12 protein-coding genes are annotated in these 14,645 nt (G+C 53.0%); 7 read left to right on the top strand and 5 right to left on the bottom strand.

Going from position 1 to position 14,645, the window contains the following annotated elements:
- Positions 1–13: 13 nt before the first annotated feature.
- Positions 14–409, top strand: coding sequence for a hypothetical protein (locus ABQ298_01655; protein ID MEQ9823069.1), 396 nt, complete (start codon positions 14–16; stop codon positions 407–409).
- A gap of 2 nt (positions 410–411) precedes the next feature.
- Here the strand turns inward: ABQ298_01655 and ABQ298_01650 are convergent, their stop codons facing one another.
- The gene (locus tag ABQ298_01650) at positions 412–960 is read right to left on the bottom strand and encodes a hypothetical protein (protein ID MEQ9823068.1); all 549 of its coding nucleotides are present in this window, start codon (positions 958–960) and stop codon (positions 412–414) included.
- Between the two features lie 215 nt (positions 961–1,175).
- Here ABQ298_01650 and ABQ298_01645 point away from each other — a divergent pair, with 215 nt between their 5' ends.
- From ABQ298_01645 to ABQ298_01635, 3 genes are read left to right on the top strand one after another with little or no spacing between them, the layout of a single operon-like run.
- On the top strand, positions 1,176–2,627 hold the full coding sequence (locus ABQ298_01645) for a sigma-54 dependent transcriptional regulator (protein ID MEQ9823067.1): 1,452 nt from the start codon (positions 1,176–1,178) through the stop codon (positions 2,625–2,627).
- Between the two features lie 25 nt (positions 2,628–2,652).
- Entirely contained in the window at positions 2,653–3,177 is a 525-nt protein-coding gene (locus ABQ298_01640) for a chemotaxis protein CheX (protein ID MEQ9823066.1), read from the top strand.
- A 22-nt stretch (positions 3,178–3,199) separates the two neighbouring features.
- Positions 3,200–4,321, top strand: a complete 1,122-nt coding sequence (locus ABQ298_01635) for a response regulator (GenBank protein MEQ9823065.1) — start codon at positions 3,200–3,202, stop codon at positions 4,319–4,321.
- A gap of 130 nt (positions 4,322–4,451) precedes the next feature.
- Here the strand turns inward: ABQ298_01635 and ABQ298_01630 are convergent, their stop codons facing one another.
- Both ABQ298_01630 and ABQ298_01625 read right to left on the bottom strand, forming a co-directional pair.
- Positions 4,452–4,865 (bottom strand): hypothetical protein, encoded by a 414-nt coding sequence (locus tag ABQ298_01630; GenBank protein MEQ9823064.1) that lies wholly within the window; start codon positions 4,863–4,865, stop codon positions 4,452–4,454.
- Between the two features lie 106 nt (positions 4,866–4,971).
- Positions 4,972–6,468 carry an O-antigen ligase family protein gene (locus ABQ298_01625; protein ID MEQ9823063.1) on the bottom strand — a complete coding sequence of 499 codons (1,497 nt, stop codon included), beginning with the start codon at positions 6,466–6,468 and terminating at the stop codon, positions 4,972–4,974.
- Between the two features lie 145 nt (positions 6,469–6,613).
- On the opposite strand from ABQ298_01625, the gene ABQ298_01620 reads away from it, so the two are divergent.
- On the top strand, positions 6,614–7,615 hold the full coding sequence (locus tag ABQ298_01620) for a transposase (protein MEQ9823062.1): 1,002 nt from the start codon (positions 6,614–6,616) through the stop codon (positions 7,613–7,615).
- Positions 7,616–7,700: 85 nt separating this feature from the next.
- Here the strand turns inward: ABQ298_01620 and ABQ298_01615 are convergent, their stop codons facing one another.
- The gene (locus ABQ298_01615; protein MEQ9823061.1) at positions 7,701–9,239 is read right to left on the bottom strand and encodes a YifB family Mg chelatase-like AAA ATPase; all 1,539 of its coding nucleotides are present in this window, start codon (positions 9,237–9,239) and stop codon (positions 7,701–7,703) included.
- Between the two features lie 270 nt (positions 9,240–9,509).
- Positions 9,510–11,585 (bottom strand): elongation factor G, encoded by a 2,076-nt coding sequence (fusA, locus tag ABQ298_01610; protein MEQ9823060.1) that lies wholly within the window; start codon positions 11,583–11,585, stop codon positions 9,510–9,512.
- 348 nt (positions 11,586–11,933) lie between these two features.
- Here fusA and ABQ298_01605 point away from each other — a divergent pair, with 348 nt between their 5' ends.
- Positions 11,934–13,697 (top strand): 2-oxoacid:acceptor oxidoreductase subunit alpha, encoded by a 1,764-nt coding sequence (locus ABQ298_01605; GenBank protein MEQ9823059.1) that lies wholly within the window; start codon positions 11,934–11,936, stop codon positions 13,695–13,697.
- Positions 13,694–14,611, top strand: a complete 918-nt coding sequence (locus ABQ298_01600; protein MEQ9823058.1) for a thiamine pyrophosphate-dependent enzyme — start codon at positions 13,694–13,696, stop codon at positions 14,609–14,611. Before ABQ298_01605 ends, ABQ298_01600 begins: the two co-directional genes overlap by 4 nt.
- The last annotated feature ends 34 nt before the right edge of the window (positions 14,612–14,645 follow it).

The following is a 14,645-nucleotide window of genomic DNA, read 5'->3' as shown; positions in this document are numbered from 1 at the left end:
ATACTTTCTACAAATGTGTGCAGCAACGAACAGCGAGGTCGTGGATCAGCATCTGCGTTTGTGCGAGGATATTCTTGCCATTCTAAGTGAGGAGAATCGCATGTTGCGTCGTCAGCCAGCAGAGGTTGAGGATGAGCTGCTTGCGCAGAAGCGGGAGTTGTTACCACAGTTGGATGCTTCGCTCGCCGCGCTCAAAACCTTGCATGAGCAATCTCCTGAAATTCTGCCAGCCATTCAGGAAAAGCTCAAAACAGCGCAGAACAAGATCATGCGCATCCTCTTGCTTGATCGTGAGAACGAGCAGCTGCTGCTGAAGGCGCTGTTGCCGAAGGTAGGCTCCAATCCTCCCAAACGTTCCATGGAATCCATCAAGGGCATTTACGAAAAACACCGAATCCCTGGACAGTAGGTTTACTCGCTGGCTGGAGGTGCTGTTGGACGTTTAGGTTTTGGTTTTTCCGGCGGTTCTGGAGTCGATGCTTCGGAGGATTCGGAAGCAGGTTCATCGGTTGTCTCCGATGCATCCGTGTCAGCATCAGCAGATGAGTTTGATGGAGCACTCTCGCTGGTGGAAGTGGGTTCCGGTTCTGCTGGCTTGGGTGCACTTGCCATCAGGTTTTCGAGACGCTTCACGAGGCGCTCGGCCCATTTTTCGTTGTCACCAGCGGATTTGAATACCATGAGCAACGGCGTGGGTTGGTCAAGATGGGGCAGATGTATGAGGGCATTAATCGCAGGATTTTTTTCCTGCTGGGGGATCTGCACCAATTGAATGCTGCCGAGAAGAGTTGCCGTGCCAGCGGGTTCCCGTGCAATCGCGTTGAGTGTTGTCTGGGAGAGATTGAGGTTGTGGGTGCGTTGGACCTCGATGTGTTTCCCGTCGCAGGATGCATGGCCTTTCCAGAAACGAATGAGGTGGGGTTCGAGAAAGGTGGTGAAGTTGATGGGTGTGGTTTTCACGCGGCAGGCTATGCTGGATTGAAGTAGCAAGCATCGGAGAATTTCTGAAAAAGATCAACCCTTGCATAGCAGGATCAAGGGAAGCGGATAGCATCATGGCATAGAATTTGGGATATGGCCTTTAAATTTCGTGAATCCTTCCGTTATTTGTGGTAAAAATCCTTGGTTTTCATAGGATTTACCGATCTGAACCCCGACATCAGTGACCCAATAGCATGGCATTTGACAAAATTATCGTGGTTGATGACGAAATGATCATCAGAAAGACGCTCGAACAGCAACTGCGAAACAAGCGTTACATTGTGGCGAGTGCCTCCTCCATTGCGGAGTGCGAAGCCTATCTTGCGAAGGATCAATTTGATCTGATTCTGTTGGATGTGCGATTGCCGGATGGAGATGGCACCGAACTGCTGGAGCGGATTGCTGAGGATCCGGACAAACCCATGGTGGTGATGATGACTGGTTATGGTTCTGTGGAATCCGCAGTGAAGTGCATGCGTTTGGGCGCATTTGACTACATCATCAAACCCTTTTCCGCAGACCAGATAGAAGTGACTCTGAAGAAGGCGGAGTCCTATTCACAGCTGGTGAAGGTCAGTCGCTACCTGAATACAGAGGCGAGCGCCAAGAGTGAAATCATCGGAGAGTCCCCCAAGATGAAGGAACTCAAGAACGTGATTCGCAAGGTTGCAGCAACAGAGGCAACGGTACTGATCATGGGAGAGAATGGTACTGGCAAGGAAATGGTTGCCAATGACATCCATCGTCTCAGTTCCTTATCGGCCAATCCTTTTATTCGTGTGAACTGTGCTGCGATTTCGGAAAACCTGATCGAAAGCGAGTTTTTTGGGCATGAAAAGGGCTCGTTTACGGGTGCGACACAGCGTCGGGAGGGACGCTTCGAACTGGCCAATAATGGAACCATTCTGCTCGATGAAATCAGTGAAATCTCACCGCAGTTGCAGGCCAAACTCCTGCGGGTCCTGCAGGAAAAACAGTTTGAGCGCGTGGGTGGCAACAAGACGATACAGGTGAACGTAAGGGTGCTTGCGACGACCAACCGGGACTTGATCAAGGAAGTCAAGGAAGGCCGGTTTCGGCAGGATCTGTTCTACCGTTTGAATGTATTTCCCATTCATGTTCCGGCACTTAGGGAACGCAAGGACGACATCATGCTGTTGGCTGAGCGCTTTCTTCATACATTTTCGAGAAAACATGGGCATCGGGTTAAAGGATACTCAAAAACTGCCGAACAAGCATTAGTGAGCCACGATTGGCCCGGAAATGTCCGTGAACTTCAAAATACCGTAGAGAGAGCCGTGATCCTGAGCGACAGCAACAGTTACATCACTCCATCCAACTTGGGGTTGATCCGCATGTCCGAACCCGTGCCTTCGGTGCAGGGGAACGGAAGTGTAGCTGATGTAGCCGTTCTGGAGGGTGAATCGAGCGGAATGGACGACTATTCAATGGATGGACAGGAAGCGGGTAGTGTGGTGACTCTCGAGGACTTGGAGCGAAATCACATCCTTCGCGTCCTCGACCTGACCCAAGGTAATCGCACGCATGCCGCCGAAATGCTCAATATCAGTATTCGAACCCTTCGAAATAAGATTAACCAGTATCGAATCGAAGGGATAGAGGTTCCCGATCCAGGCGTGAAGTAATTCAGAAATCCTTAGTTCCAAACATATGTCAAAGTTAATAGATATTCCAGAAGAAGAACTCGTCGGAATGATGATGTCCTCGGTTCAGGACGTTTTCAAAACGATGCTGAGTCTTCAGGTCGACCTCGATAAACATGAGTCCTCCGTGCCTTCGGAAGAGCATTGTACTCCGGCATTCAGCACCACATCGGAGATGATTGCAGCGAATGTGGGATTCAGCGGAAAAATTTACGGAATGGTTTACCTTTGCATGGATGTGAGTCTCGCACGTTCACTCACCATGCAGATGTTGGGCATGGACGATGTGGATGCCGACGACCATGAGACGATCAATGACGCCCTCGGAGAACTTGCGAACATGACCGTGGGCGGGTTTAAGAACCAATTGAGCCATAAGGGCTACAGCTGCCAGCTGACGATCCCTTCCATTCTGCGTGGAACCGCATTTACGGTGGAGTCGACTTCACAGGCTCAGCGGGAAACTTTCTATTTTGACACCGAAGGACAGCGCTTTGTCGCCGATCTTTTCATCCGAAAGGGTGACGAATAATCCATCATTCTGAATCACGAGCATGAGCAAGAAACTCCTTACCATCGATGACTCGAAGGCCGTACGAATGATTGTGAAAAAGGCCTTCAAGGACTTTGATCTTGAAATTCCTGAAGCTACAAACGGGGTAGAAGGACTCGCAGCGGCGAGCAAAGAAGCCCCGGATCTGATCCTTCTCGACATCACGATGCCCGTGATGGACGGAATCGAGATGCTCACCAAGCTGAAAGCGGATGCAAATCTACGTCACATTCCGGTGATCATGCTGACTGCAGAGGCTGGCAAGGAAACGGTGTTGAAGATTGCTAAGATCGGTATTCGGGACTACATCGTCAAACCGTTCAGCGAAGACACACTGATTGAAAAGGTTGGGCGTGTGATCGACCTGCGTCCGATTTCCGAGCAACAGGAGGTGCGCAAAAAGTTGACCGACCCGCTCAATATTCTTCTGGTTGAAGACAAACCTGCGATTGAAGAGCAATTCAAGACGGGCTTTTCGAATCCCGCCTGGACGGTTAACTGTGTATCGTCAACAGGGGAGGCCATTGATGCAGCTCAGGAGAGCAAGCAGGATATCATCATCATCAGTCTCTCGCTGCCGCGTGATCAGGGAATCGAGCTGTTTCGCATTCTTCGTTCCAATCCTCGAAACAAATACACTCCCATTTTTGCACTGGTGGTGAAAACAGACTTGCACGAGCAGACACGAGCGCAGGATACCGGTTTTACGAACATCATCACCAAACCGATTGATTTTCACGAGGTCGAAACCAAGATCGCCAATGCTGCAAACTTGGATACCTCTGAGAAATACTTTGTGATCGAAAAGGACTACCTGAAGGTCATGTTGCCAGCGAATCCGACCACTCACGCCATCAACGAGGTCAATGGGTTCCTGATCGATAAAATCTCAAAAGCAGTGGATGCCGGACTCAAGAAGGTGGTTTTTGATGTGCACGACCTCGAGGTGCTCAACATGAACGTGATCAAACTCCTGCTCGATGCCATGAAAAACTGCATGGAGCTGACCCTCAAATACTACATCATCGGGAACGACAAAATTTCTCAGGAGTGTCGTGCATTTGAGGAGTCCAAGGGTTGGAAGATCCATTCCAGTATTGACGAGGCACTTGCTTCGGGTTGATGGGAGTTCCCTTCTGGGCAGATCCCCGCACGCTGATGGATTGTCTGTCAGGTGCAGAAATTTGGATAGCAAAAAACCTCAGGAGTGATCCTGAGGTTTTTGGTTACAACAATTGAGACTGATGAAAGAATCAGATCACGGTTGCTGGGTTATTCGGGATACTGGCTCCGGAAGGACCCTGTACTGCACCACTACCGCCAACTGATCCTCCGGTTCCTGGGGTGACAGGAGTAGGAGCAGAGGTGGGAACGGGATTACTGACAGTTCCATTGGGAGCGATGACCACCAGAACATAGCTTCCATCACGGAGGCGTTTGGTGATTTCGGTCGTGGTACCTGCTGAACTCACGAAGGTTTTGACAGAAGCAAGGATAATTCCTTCGTCCACATACTGGACAGTTCCGTCTTCACCAATGATCATTTCAGCACCAGCGGGAATCACCGTGCCATCAGCAAGGGATTCCGATCTTTCCAATACCTGTGCATTCATGACAAATGCGAACAGGAGCACGCTGAGTGCGAGGACATTTTTGAACGTTTTCATAGTCGTATGAAGGTGTTTCAACCTATATTCAAAGGCTCATTTCACGCGGATGCAAACCCGCAATGCTAAAATCGAGTAAAATAAAGGGGTAAAGGTGTGCCATTCCTTAGTGTTTGACACGAACCTGCTCAACATTCAGTCGGTTGATCAGAAAGCTCAGAAAAGCTACGTAGCTGAGAACCGCCTGATTTTGCAGCAATAGTTCAAGAAAGGCATGGGTAAATACCGCAATTAAACCCAGGGCCAGCATCACTTGGGTCAGGTGGAGTGAGCGGATGAAAATGATGGATTCAATCAGCGGCCAAAGCAGCAGACCCAGCAACAGCACCATGCCTGCAATACCCAGTTCTGATAGATACTGTACCCAGTCATTGTGTGCATCATCCCACACCGCGGGCACCGTCTGGGTGGCGTCGAGATACTGGATTTCCGGGTGTTCCAGTTGGTAGTAGGCAAACACATAGCGCCAGCTGCCTGCTCCCCACCCAAGGAATGGACGTTCCGCGACCATCTGCAAGGTAATGCGTGTGGCGATAGCGCGTGCGCTTGAGTCGATGTTCTGGATCTCCTCGCGCAAGTTGCCGAGTTGCTCGATGGTGAGGTTGCGGTCGGGCAAGCGAAGGGTGTAGAACACCGCCATCACACCGAGCAGTATCATCGTAACTGACAGGATGACCTTGTGCATGAGCGTGGAACCGTCCCGCAGGCTGGGAATCAGGGTCAGTAGCAGGAATACTGCCATCAGTAAGGATCCCAAAATGACGGTGGCCTCGGATTGAGTGGACCACAAGAGTCCAAAAATGAAAACGATCGCAATCAATACAACCAAGTGCGGACCGGAGTGGCGCAATTCCATGCGCATGGCTTTGAGGTGAAGAAAGTACAGTGCCATCGCACAAACCATGCCCATGATGAGCAGGCATCCCGCTCGATGGTTGTAGGGAATCGGACCCCAAAAGTTAGGACTGATTGAAAGGCTCCAGTACACATCCATGGCATCGGTCTGCTTTTGTGCAATCGCCAACACGCCCATCGCGACAAAGTTGAGCGTGATCCACCAAAGCAGAAACAGAAAGGAGGGTCGACGAACGATACCCACTTTCAAGTAGCACTGCATTGCCCAGGCACCAGCAACGATGAGTGCCAGTCGCTGAGCATTCATTTTGGCAAAGGGACTGTCCACGCCGCTCGGTAGCCAGGAGATCGAGGGGATTGGAAACGCACGCCAATAGTCCGCATCTGATTCGTAGCCATAGGCTGGATTCACCGCCTGCACCAGCATGTAGCTAAGCAGCAGTGCCCCCATCCAGAATACCGGGTAGCGCAGAAGTCGGTCGAGGGAGGGCCGAGAATGTAAGCGCGGGTCCCTCTGGGATTCCGGAGCATAAAACTGCGGCAGCAGACTGAAGGTCAGACCGATAAATGACATTCCCATCATCAGCCATTGTGCCCACAGTGGTGTGAGCGCGAGCATCCACAGCGCCAGCGAAAGCTGTGCACACGCCCACCCCACGATCCATTTTTCCTTGCGGGTATAAGGGTAGCGGGATCGCTTGCGCTGCCGCCTGTGCGGCGCGGCACGTTTCGACTCCGTCTGCGACATGGCCCTATCAAAAGCAACTCACGCCGCAGAAGCAAGTTGGGGAAACAACACAGTGAAAAATGATAAAAATCAAACTTACAATAAACACCCAGGCTGTTTATACGAGTTTGGCTTGATATCTGAGGAGAGTGGGGTAGGGTTGAGCATGAGAAGCAAAAAACGACCAAGGGCGGTGATTCGGGGGATGGATGCGGTGTATCATCTGGTGAGTCGGACCAGTTGTGGTCAATTTCTGTTTGGGGATGAAGAGAAGGAAGTGTTTGTGCGAATGATGCGCAAGCAGGCGGAGTTTTGTGGAGTGGATGTATTAGCTTACTGCATGATGAGCAATCACTTCCATATCCTGGCGAAAGTGAGGCATGAGCCAAATTTATCGGATGCAGCACTTTTGGAACGACATCGTGCATTGTATGGAGGAGATCGTGCAGGAGGGAGGGCGATTGATCCCGAAAAGCTCGAATCCCTGTTTCGCTCTGGTGGAGAGGAAGCTGAGCAGTGGCGGGAAAAACTGAAAGAGCGGATGGGAGATGTGTCGGTATTCATGCGGGAACTAAAGCAACGGTTTGGAATTTGGTATAACCATCGACACCAGAATCGAGGAAGTATCTGGGCGGACCGGTTCAAGAGCTTGATTGTGGAACCCAGTCGGGAAGCAATGAGCAAGGTGGCAGCTTACATTGACTTGAATCCTGTGCGTGCAGAGTTGGTGGATGACCCTGCATCATATCGTTTCTGCAGCTACGGTGCAGCGATGGGAGGGCAGTTGGAAGCTCGCAGGGGCTATGCGGTCATTTACTTTGGAAGAGCTTGGAGGTCATTTATTCGCTCCTATCGTATCTATTTGTATGGCAAAGGTTTCCAGAGTAAGGGGGAGAGGGGTAAGGACTATGGTCGGATCAGCGAAGAGAAGATTGAGCAGGTGTTGGCAAACGGGGGTAAGTTGGAGATGGCGGAGGTGCTCAGGTGCAGAGTAAGGTATTTCAGTGATGGAATGGCTCTAGGAAGTTCCGGATTTCTGAAGAAACTTCATGTTCGACATCAGGATTGGTTTTCCGAGAAGCGGAAAGCCCGATTTGCCGTGTTGAAAGGTGCGGATTGGGGGGACTTGCGAGTGGTTCGAAATCTGATAGTGAAACCGCTGGGGTGAGCGTCCTTGGCGATCCGAGTAAGGCAATCCGCTCCCAAAGGAGTTCATGAATCGTTTCGATGACACAACCTCCATCTGAATGGGCTCACTGGAAGACGGATCGATCAAGGCTGCGGTACTGAATGGCTTCCATCAGATGGTTGTTTTCAATGGATGGTGATGCGGCGAGATCGGCTATGGTACGGGCAACGCGAAGGATGCGGTCGTAGGCGCGTGCGGAGAGGTTGAGTTCTTCCATGGCGTGTTCGAGCATCAGACCGTCCTGCTCCCGGATCTGGCAGAATTTTTTGATTTGTCGCTGTCCCATGTGAGCGTTGGCGTAAAGGCGGGTCTGTGCAAAGCGGTGTTGCTGTATTTCCCTTGCCTGAAGGATGCGTTCCCGGATGGAGGCGGAACTTTCGCCCTCGCGAGTGGTGCGCAGCTCCTTGAGGGTGAGTGCGGGTACCTCGATGTGGATATCGATCCGGTCGAGCAGCGGTCCGCTGATTTTGGAGCGGTAGCGCTGGATCTGGGCAGGGGTGGAGCGGACGACCTGTCCGGAGCGGCTGTCTCCCCCGCAGGGAGTCGGATTCATGGCAGCAACCAGCATGAAGGAGCAGGGCAGGGTGAGTTTTCCCCGGCTGCGCGAGATACTGACTTGCCCATCTTCGAGTGGCTGGCGCAGCACCTCCAGGGTGGAGCGCCGGAACTCTGGAAGTTCGTCCAGGAACAGAACACCATGGTGTGCCAGTGAAATTTCACCAGGTCCGGGGATACTGCCTCCTCCGAGCAGACCGACATCACTGATGGTGTGGTGAGGTGTGCGAAACGGTCGTTCCAATCGCAGGGTTCCCTCTTGCAGGGAAATACCAGCGCTGGAATGAATGCTGAGAATCTCCAAATACTCATCCATGCTCGGTTCCGGCATGATGGAGGGGATGCGCTTGGCGATCATGGACTTGCCCGAACCGGGTGGTCCAATCATCAGCAGGTTGTGCGAACCTGCCACAGCGATCTCGATCGCGCGCTTTGCGGCGGTTTGACCTTTGATTTCGGAAAAATCGAGTCCATGGGCAGATTCTTCGCGTGCCCTCACGAGACTGTCGGCTGTTGGAAGGGGTTGCAGGGATAGTTCCCCGTTTAAAAAGCGTGCGGTTTCCGCCAAACTGCCAAGTGGGTAGACGGCAACTCCCTCGACCAGTGCGGCCTCCTGCGCCGACTTGAGCGGGAGCAACAGCCCACGGTAGCCTCGCCGTTTTGCCATCAGCGCCATGGGCAGCCCTCCCTTGATGGCGCGGGTTTCCCCAGAGAGGCTGAGTTCTCCTGCGATCAGCAAATCATCGGGTATTGCATCGCGGATCTGACCGGTAGCAGCCAACAGACCTATTGCGATGGGCAGGTCAAAGGATGGGCCCTCCTTGCGCAGATCGCCGGGGGCGAGATTGATCGCGGTGCGGGTGTAAGGGGCGCGGAAGCCACTGTTAACGATGGCGGAGTGCACGCGTTCCTGGGATTCGCGAACACTGGCATCGGGCAGCCCCACCACAAGTTGGCGGGGTTCACCTTCAAGGTCGGTATTGACCTCGACCTGTACAGGCAGTGCTTCAATGCCAGCGAGTGCGGCGGATTGAGTTTCAGCTAACATGGAGGAGAATCAGGAGGTATAAGAGGACAAGAAGTGAGAGCGTGCAAACCCTAGCGCAATACAGCGAGGGCGCAATCTGAAAATGCATCACGCGTGATCCCTTCAGGTGTCATTTGCAGCTGATGCCCCACCTTAGTGATGATAAATCCCCAAACCGATCACACGGCGGATTCAGGGTTGGGGGTCCCCCTCCTGAAGGGAAGGAAGGGGACCTGGTTCCTCAATCAGCGCTCTGGAGCGGTGATCGGGAAAAGTGAACCGCTGTGCTGATCAATCGTGATGACCGCTCCAGGCCTCGATCACCTTCTGAGCGTAGGCCTTGGGCATATCCTCGTAGTGGTCGAGTTTCTCGGCGTAGAGGCAGCGACCTCCCGTAATGGAGCGCAATCGGGTGGAATAGTGATAGAGTTCACGCTGAGGAATCAATGCGTTGATGATCTGCATCGAACCGTCCATGTCGATCCCCTGGATGCGGCCTCCCTTGGAAGAAATATCACCCATGACATCACCCACGGAATCTTCCGGAACCTTCACGGTAATCATAAAGATCGGTTCGAGCAGACAGGGCTTGGCTGACGCGAAAGCTTCGCGAAATGCTTTCTCTCCTGCGATCTGGAAGGCGACATCTTTCGAGTCCACCGGATGCATTTTCCCATCATAGAAGTCGATACGCACATCGACAACGGGATATCCTGCAATGACGCCAGTCCGGCAGGCCTTCATCACTCCCTTTTCCACAGAGGGGACAAACACGCGATCTACGTTTTGTCCCACCAGGGATTGTTCAAAGACGACCCCTGAGTCCCGCTCGAGCGGTTCGATGCGCATCCAAACCTCTGCAAACTGACCGGCACCACCACTTTGCTTTTTGTGGCGGTACTTGGATTCGGCTTTTCCTCGAATGGTTTCGCGAAACGGGATTCGGGGTTCGGCGAGTTCAATGGTAACGTTGAACCGCTCTTTCAGCCCCTGTTTAATCACTTGCAGGTGCAGGTCTCCCTGACCGGAAATCACGGTTTCGTGGGTCACCTCATCGACCCGATATAGAAAGGTAGGATCCTCTTCGTGCAGTGAGGCGAGACCGGATGACAACCTGTCTTCGTCTCCCGTGTTGGTCAGACGGATGGCACTGTGAATATTGGGCTCGGGGTAGTGCACCTTTGGCAGGCGGATTTTGCGGTCCTTGGCACAGAGGGTATTGCCAGTGTGGGTGTCCTTCATTTTCACCACGGCTCCGATGTCGCCGCTTTGCAGACTGGAAACCTGTTCGCGCTGTTTTCCATTGATCAGGTAGAGCTGCCCGACCTTTTCCATCACATCGCGGTCAGAGTTATACAGTTCCATTCCGGTACCAACCTCACCACTGTAGACTCGAAAAAAGGACAAGTCGCCAACGTGTTGTTCTGCGATGGTCTTGAAGACATAGGCTACCGGAGAGCTGTCATTGAGATCCACCTCGACGGCCTGTCCGTCGGTGGATTCCGCCTGCACGCGCGCTCGGTCGACGGGAGAAGAACCATACTTTGCGATCCAGTCCATCAGTCGGGCAACGCCCACATTCCGACTTGCTGCCGTTACCCAGAGCGGGATAAAGCTTTGCTCCTGTATGGCAGTGTGAACACCAGCACGCAGATCGTCTTCAGAGAGACCCTCATTTTCGAAAAACTTTTCGAGCAGGGAGTCATCTGCCTCAGCGACATGTTCGATGAGTTCGCGGTGAAGTTCCTTTACGCGGCTCGCCCATTCTCCATCGGCTTTCACCTCTGTATAGTTCCCGCTCTGGTCATCCGCATACGTGACGATGTCGGAACGCATGACATCGAGAACTTGATTGAATCCCGGACCTGCGTTGACCGGAATCGCAAGGGGAAATACTTTGCTGCCAAATCGTTCTCTCAGCTGTGCGAGCAAGTTTTCAAAATTCGTGTTTTCTTTGTCAAAACCGTTGATGACGATGAATTTTGGAAGCTGATAGGACTCGGCGAACTGCCAGACCTGCTCGGTGCCCACTTCGATACCCGATTGGGCATCAACCGTGATCATGGCAAAGTCCACGACGCGCAGGGCGCCCATGGCTTCAGAGATAAAATCAAGGTATCCCGGAGTGTCGATGATGTTGAATTTTAGATCCAGCCACACCGTGTGCAGAATCGAGGAGTGGATGGAAATCTGCCGACTCTGTTCGTCGGCGTGGTAATCGGAAACGGTGGTTCCCGCTTCGATGGTTCCCATGCGATTGAGGTTTCCGCCAGTTGCCAGCATGGCTTCGGCAAGCAGCGTCTTGCCCGAGGCCCGATGGCCGACAATGGCGAAATTCCGAATACGGTCGAGTGATTGTTGAGGCATGATGAATAAAGTAAAGTGTTGATTATAAATTGATTGTGAATCCAGTGGGGACTGGCGGAGACGGTGGATCCGTTGGAATAGGTGGAGGGATGCAGCTGTGCTGCAGAGGACCGTGAGGGGTATTTCGCCAGTGTCCAAGCGTAGCGAATACGCAGATGCTGGAAAGCATTAGGGGAGCAGTGTGACAGATTTTCACATTCAAGAGAATTTAATGATAAAAAAAGAATTGCTTATTACAATCATATTCCTCATCAAAATAATTTATATCCAGGAGAAGCATGCTGAGCCTGTGCTCCTGGCTGCGGGAACTTCCATTCCCGTCACATTCAACCGCGATCATAGCTTACCGTGTCAGACAACCGCAGCATCACAATTCGCATTGCCGGCCATGCCCAGGACGGCATCCAATCCCTTGGAACCCTATTGGCAAAACTTGCCGGACGTTCGGGATATCACGTCATGACCTACATGACCATACCCGCGACCATTGCCGGAGGAAACTCCATTTATCAGGTTCGCATCGGGGTGGATCCCGTAAGAGTTTCGGGGGATGAGGTGGATGTGCTGGTGGCTTTTCACCCGGACAGCCTGGAAGCACACCTTAATGTTTTGCGTGAGGGTGGTACGCTGATGGTGGACTGCGATGAGATCGACGTATCGTCTATTTCGGGTAACTTCGACTTGCGACCCCTGCCCTTGACTTCGCTGCTCGAAGAAGGAAGCGAAGGCAAAGTCGGCAAAGGCAAAAACATGGTGGTGCTTGGCATGCTCTGCCATTTGCTGGGGATTGAGCGAGTCCAGGTTGAGGCGCTGGCCCTCGATAAATTTGGCCGCAAGGGTGAAGCGGTGCTCGCGAATGTGAAACGCACGCTTTATGCGGGCTTTGACTACGAGTGGTCTGGCAGTGTTCCTGAGGTGGGTTTGACCAAACCTGCAGAAATGGCAGAACATGTGACCATGGACGGCAACAGTGCGATTGCGTTCGGACTGATTGCTGCGGGAGTGCGCTATGGCGCAGCCTATCCCATCACTCCGGCAACCTCAATCATGGAAGTGCTGCGCGAAGAGCTGCCCAAGTATAAGGGCATCTTTTTGCAGACCGAGGACGAAATTGCAGCTGCCTGTGCGGCGATCGGGATGTCGTATGCGGGGCATCTGGCGGTGACGAGCACATCAGGTCCGGGCATGTCCCTGAAAATGGAGGCACTGGGCTGGGCTACCATGGCGGAGATTCCGCTGATTGTGGTCAACGTGCAGCGCGGAGGTCCGAGCACGGGTATTCCGACGCAAGTCGAGCAGAGTGATCTCATGCAGACCCTTTTTGGCAGCCATGGAGATGCACCCCGCATTGTGATGGCTGCACGCGACGTAGAGGAGTGTTTTTATATCTGCAGGGAGGCGGTTCAGCTTGCCCGGGAGTACAGCACTCCAGTGATCATCCTTTCGGATCAGGGGCTTGCCACGCGCATCGAAGGGTTTCGCATGCCAAATCTGGATGAAGTCATGCTGGAACCCGTGCTGGATACCTCGGAGCGTCCGGAGCACTGGGAGCCATATCCGCTCGATTCGATCACCCGACACGCTCCACCGGGAAGTGTGATTGGTAGTGGGAAATACCCCACAGTGACAGGATTGGAGCACGACCCCAAAGGCGGACCCAATGCGGGTGCAGCCAATCACGTGGCAATGAGTGCCAAGCGACGTCGGAAATTTCAGCTACTCGCGCAGCATCAACCTGCACCGGAAATTTACGGGGAGGACTCTGGACCCCTGCTATTGGTGAGCTGGGGTTCCTCTTTTGGGGCGACCCGGGTAGCTGTGGATGCACTGCTTGCACAAGGCCAACGGGTTTCGCACCTGCACCTGAAACTATTGTTCCCCCTGAGTTCGGCGGTGGGCGACATGCTTGCAGCCTTTGAAGAGGTGAAGACCGTGGAACTCAACGACCAGGGCGTCTATGGTGTGGGTCAGTTCGCTCTGTACCTGCGCGCCGTGACGGGGCTAAGCCAAATTGGCAGCATCTGCAAAACCGATGGACTCACTTTTAAGGTGAAGGAAATCCTGTCCCAACTGGTTCCCACTCAAAAATCCTCAACCCCCCGCTCATCATGAATTTAGCGAAAGACAGTAAACTGACCAAAAAGAACCTCACCGCCAAGCAGCCGACCTGGTGTCGGGGTTGCGGTGACCACTCCATCCTCGCGGCCTACTACCGGCTGCTCGAGAAGCTGCAGCTGCCACATCAGGATATTGTGACGGTGTCGGGCATTGGCTGTTCGTCGCGCTTTCCCTATTTTGTGAACAGCCACGGGATGCACACCCTGCACGGGCGAGCGTTGCCCTTTGCGAGCGGGGTCAGTCTGGCGCGACCCGATCTGCATCTCTTCGTTTTCAGTGGGGATGGGGATTGTTTTTCGATTGGTGGAAATCATCTGGATCACACCGCGCGCAAGAATCCGAATCTCACCTATCTGATCATGGACAATACGGTCTATGGCATGACCAAAAAGCAGACCTCTCCGACATCGCCGAAGGGATTTGTATCGAAGACGGATCCCTGGGGTGCGATTGACGAGCCGATCAATCCGATGAAGCGGCTGATTGCCTGTGGAGCGACCTTTGTGGCGCGCACGAGTGCATCGAACATTTCCCATGTGATGGAGATGCTGGAGCGTGCGTATGCACACCCGGGATTTGCGGTAATCGAGTGTTTGTCGGAGTGCACCCATTTCAATCTTGGGTCATTCGAGGGCTTGAACCCACGCAAGGGTGGTTCCTTTCCGATTATTGATGAAAAGAAAGGAGACGGGAGTCCCGAAGATGCGGCCCGTCATGATCCCACAGACGAAGTGGCAGCCTACCGATTGGCCGAGGCAGACTATCCCGGATGGTTTGGGGTTTACATCGAAAAGAAACTACCGAGCAAATCGGAACTCGAGCAGCGTTTGATCGATCAGGTGCGTGCGGAACATCCGGAGTGGAGCGACCGCGACTACTTGCAGGACAGCTTAAAAAGTTTCGTGTAGCCAACAACGCATCGTTCACGCGCGTATTCCGAAT

The organism is Puniceicoccaceae bacterium, from assembly GCA_040224245.1.
GTDB lineage: Bacteria > Verrucomicrobiota > Verrucomicrobiia > Opitutales > JAFGAQ01 > JAKSBQ01.
This window is presented reverse-complemented; position numbering and strand designations above follow the sequence as displayed.

Coding starts and splice junctions, on each gene's coding strand:
- ABQ298_01655 (MEQ9823069.1), top strand. CDS start 14: ATGTGTGCAGCAACGAACAGCGAGGTCGTGGATCAGCATCTGCGTTTG.
- ABQ298_01620 (MEQ9823062.1), top strand. CDS start 6,614: ATGAGAAGCAAAAAACGACCAAGGGCGGTGATTCGGGGGATGGATGCG.
- fusA (MEQ9823060.1), bottom strand. CDS start 11,585: ATGCCTCAACAATCACTCGACCGTATTCGGAATTTCGCCATTGTCGGC.
- ABQ298_01600 (MEQ9823058.1), top strand. CDS start 13,694: ATGAATTTAGCGAAAGACAGTAAACTGACCAAAAAGAACCTCACCGCC.
- ABQ298_01625 (MEQ9823063.1), bottom strand. CDS start 6,468: ATGTCGCAGACGGAGTCGAAACGTGCCGCGCCGCACAGGCGGCAGCGC.
- ABQ298_01640 (MEQ9823066.1), top strand. CDS start 2,653: ATGTCAAAGTTAATAGATATTCCAGAAGAAGAACTCGTCGGAATGATG.
- ABQ298_01635 (MEQ9823065.1), top strand. CDS start 3,200: ATGAGCAAGAAACTCCTTACCATCGATGACTCGAAGGCCGTACGAATG.
- ABQ298_01645 (MEQ9823067.1), top strand. CDS start 1,176: ATGGCATTTGACAAAATTATCGTGGTTGATGACGAAATGATCATCAGA.
- ABQ298_01615 (MEQ9823061.1), bottom strand. CDS start 9,239: ATGTTAGCTGAAACTCAATCCGCCGCACTCGCTGGCATTGAAGCACTG.
- ABQ298_01630 (MEQ9823064.1), bottom strand. CDS start 4,865: ATGAAAACGTTCAAAAATGTCCTCGCACTCAGCGTGCTCCTGTTCGCA.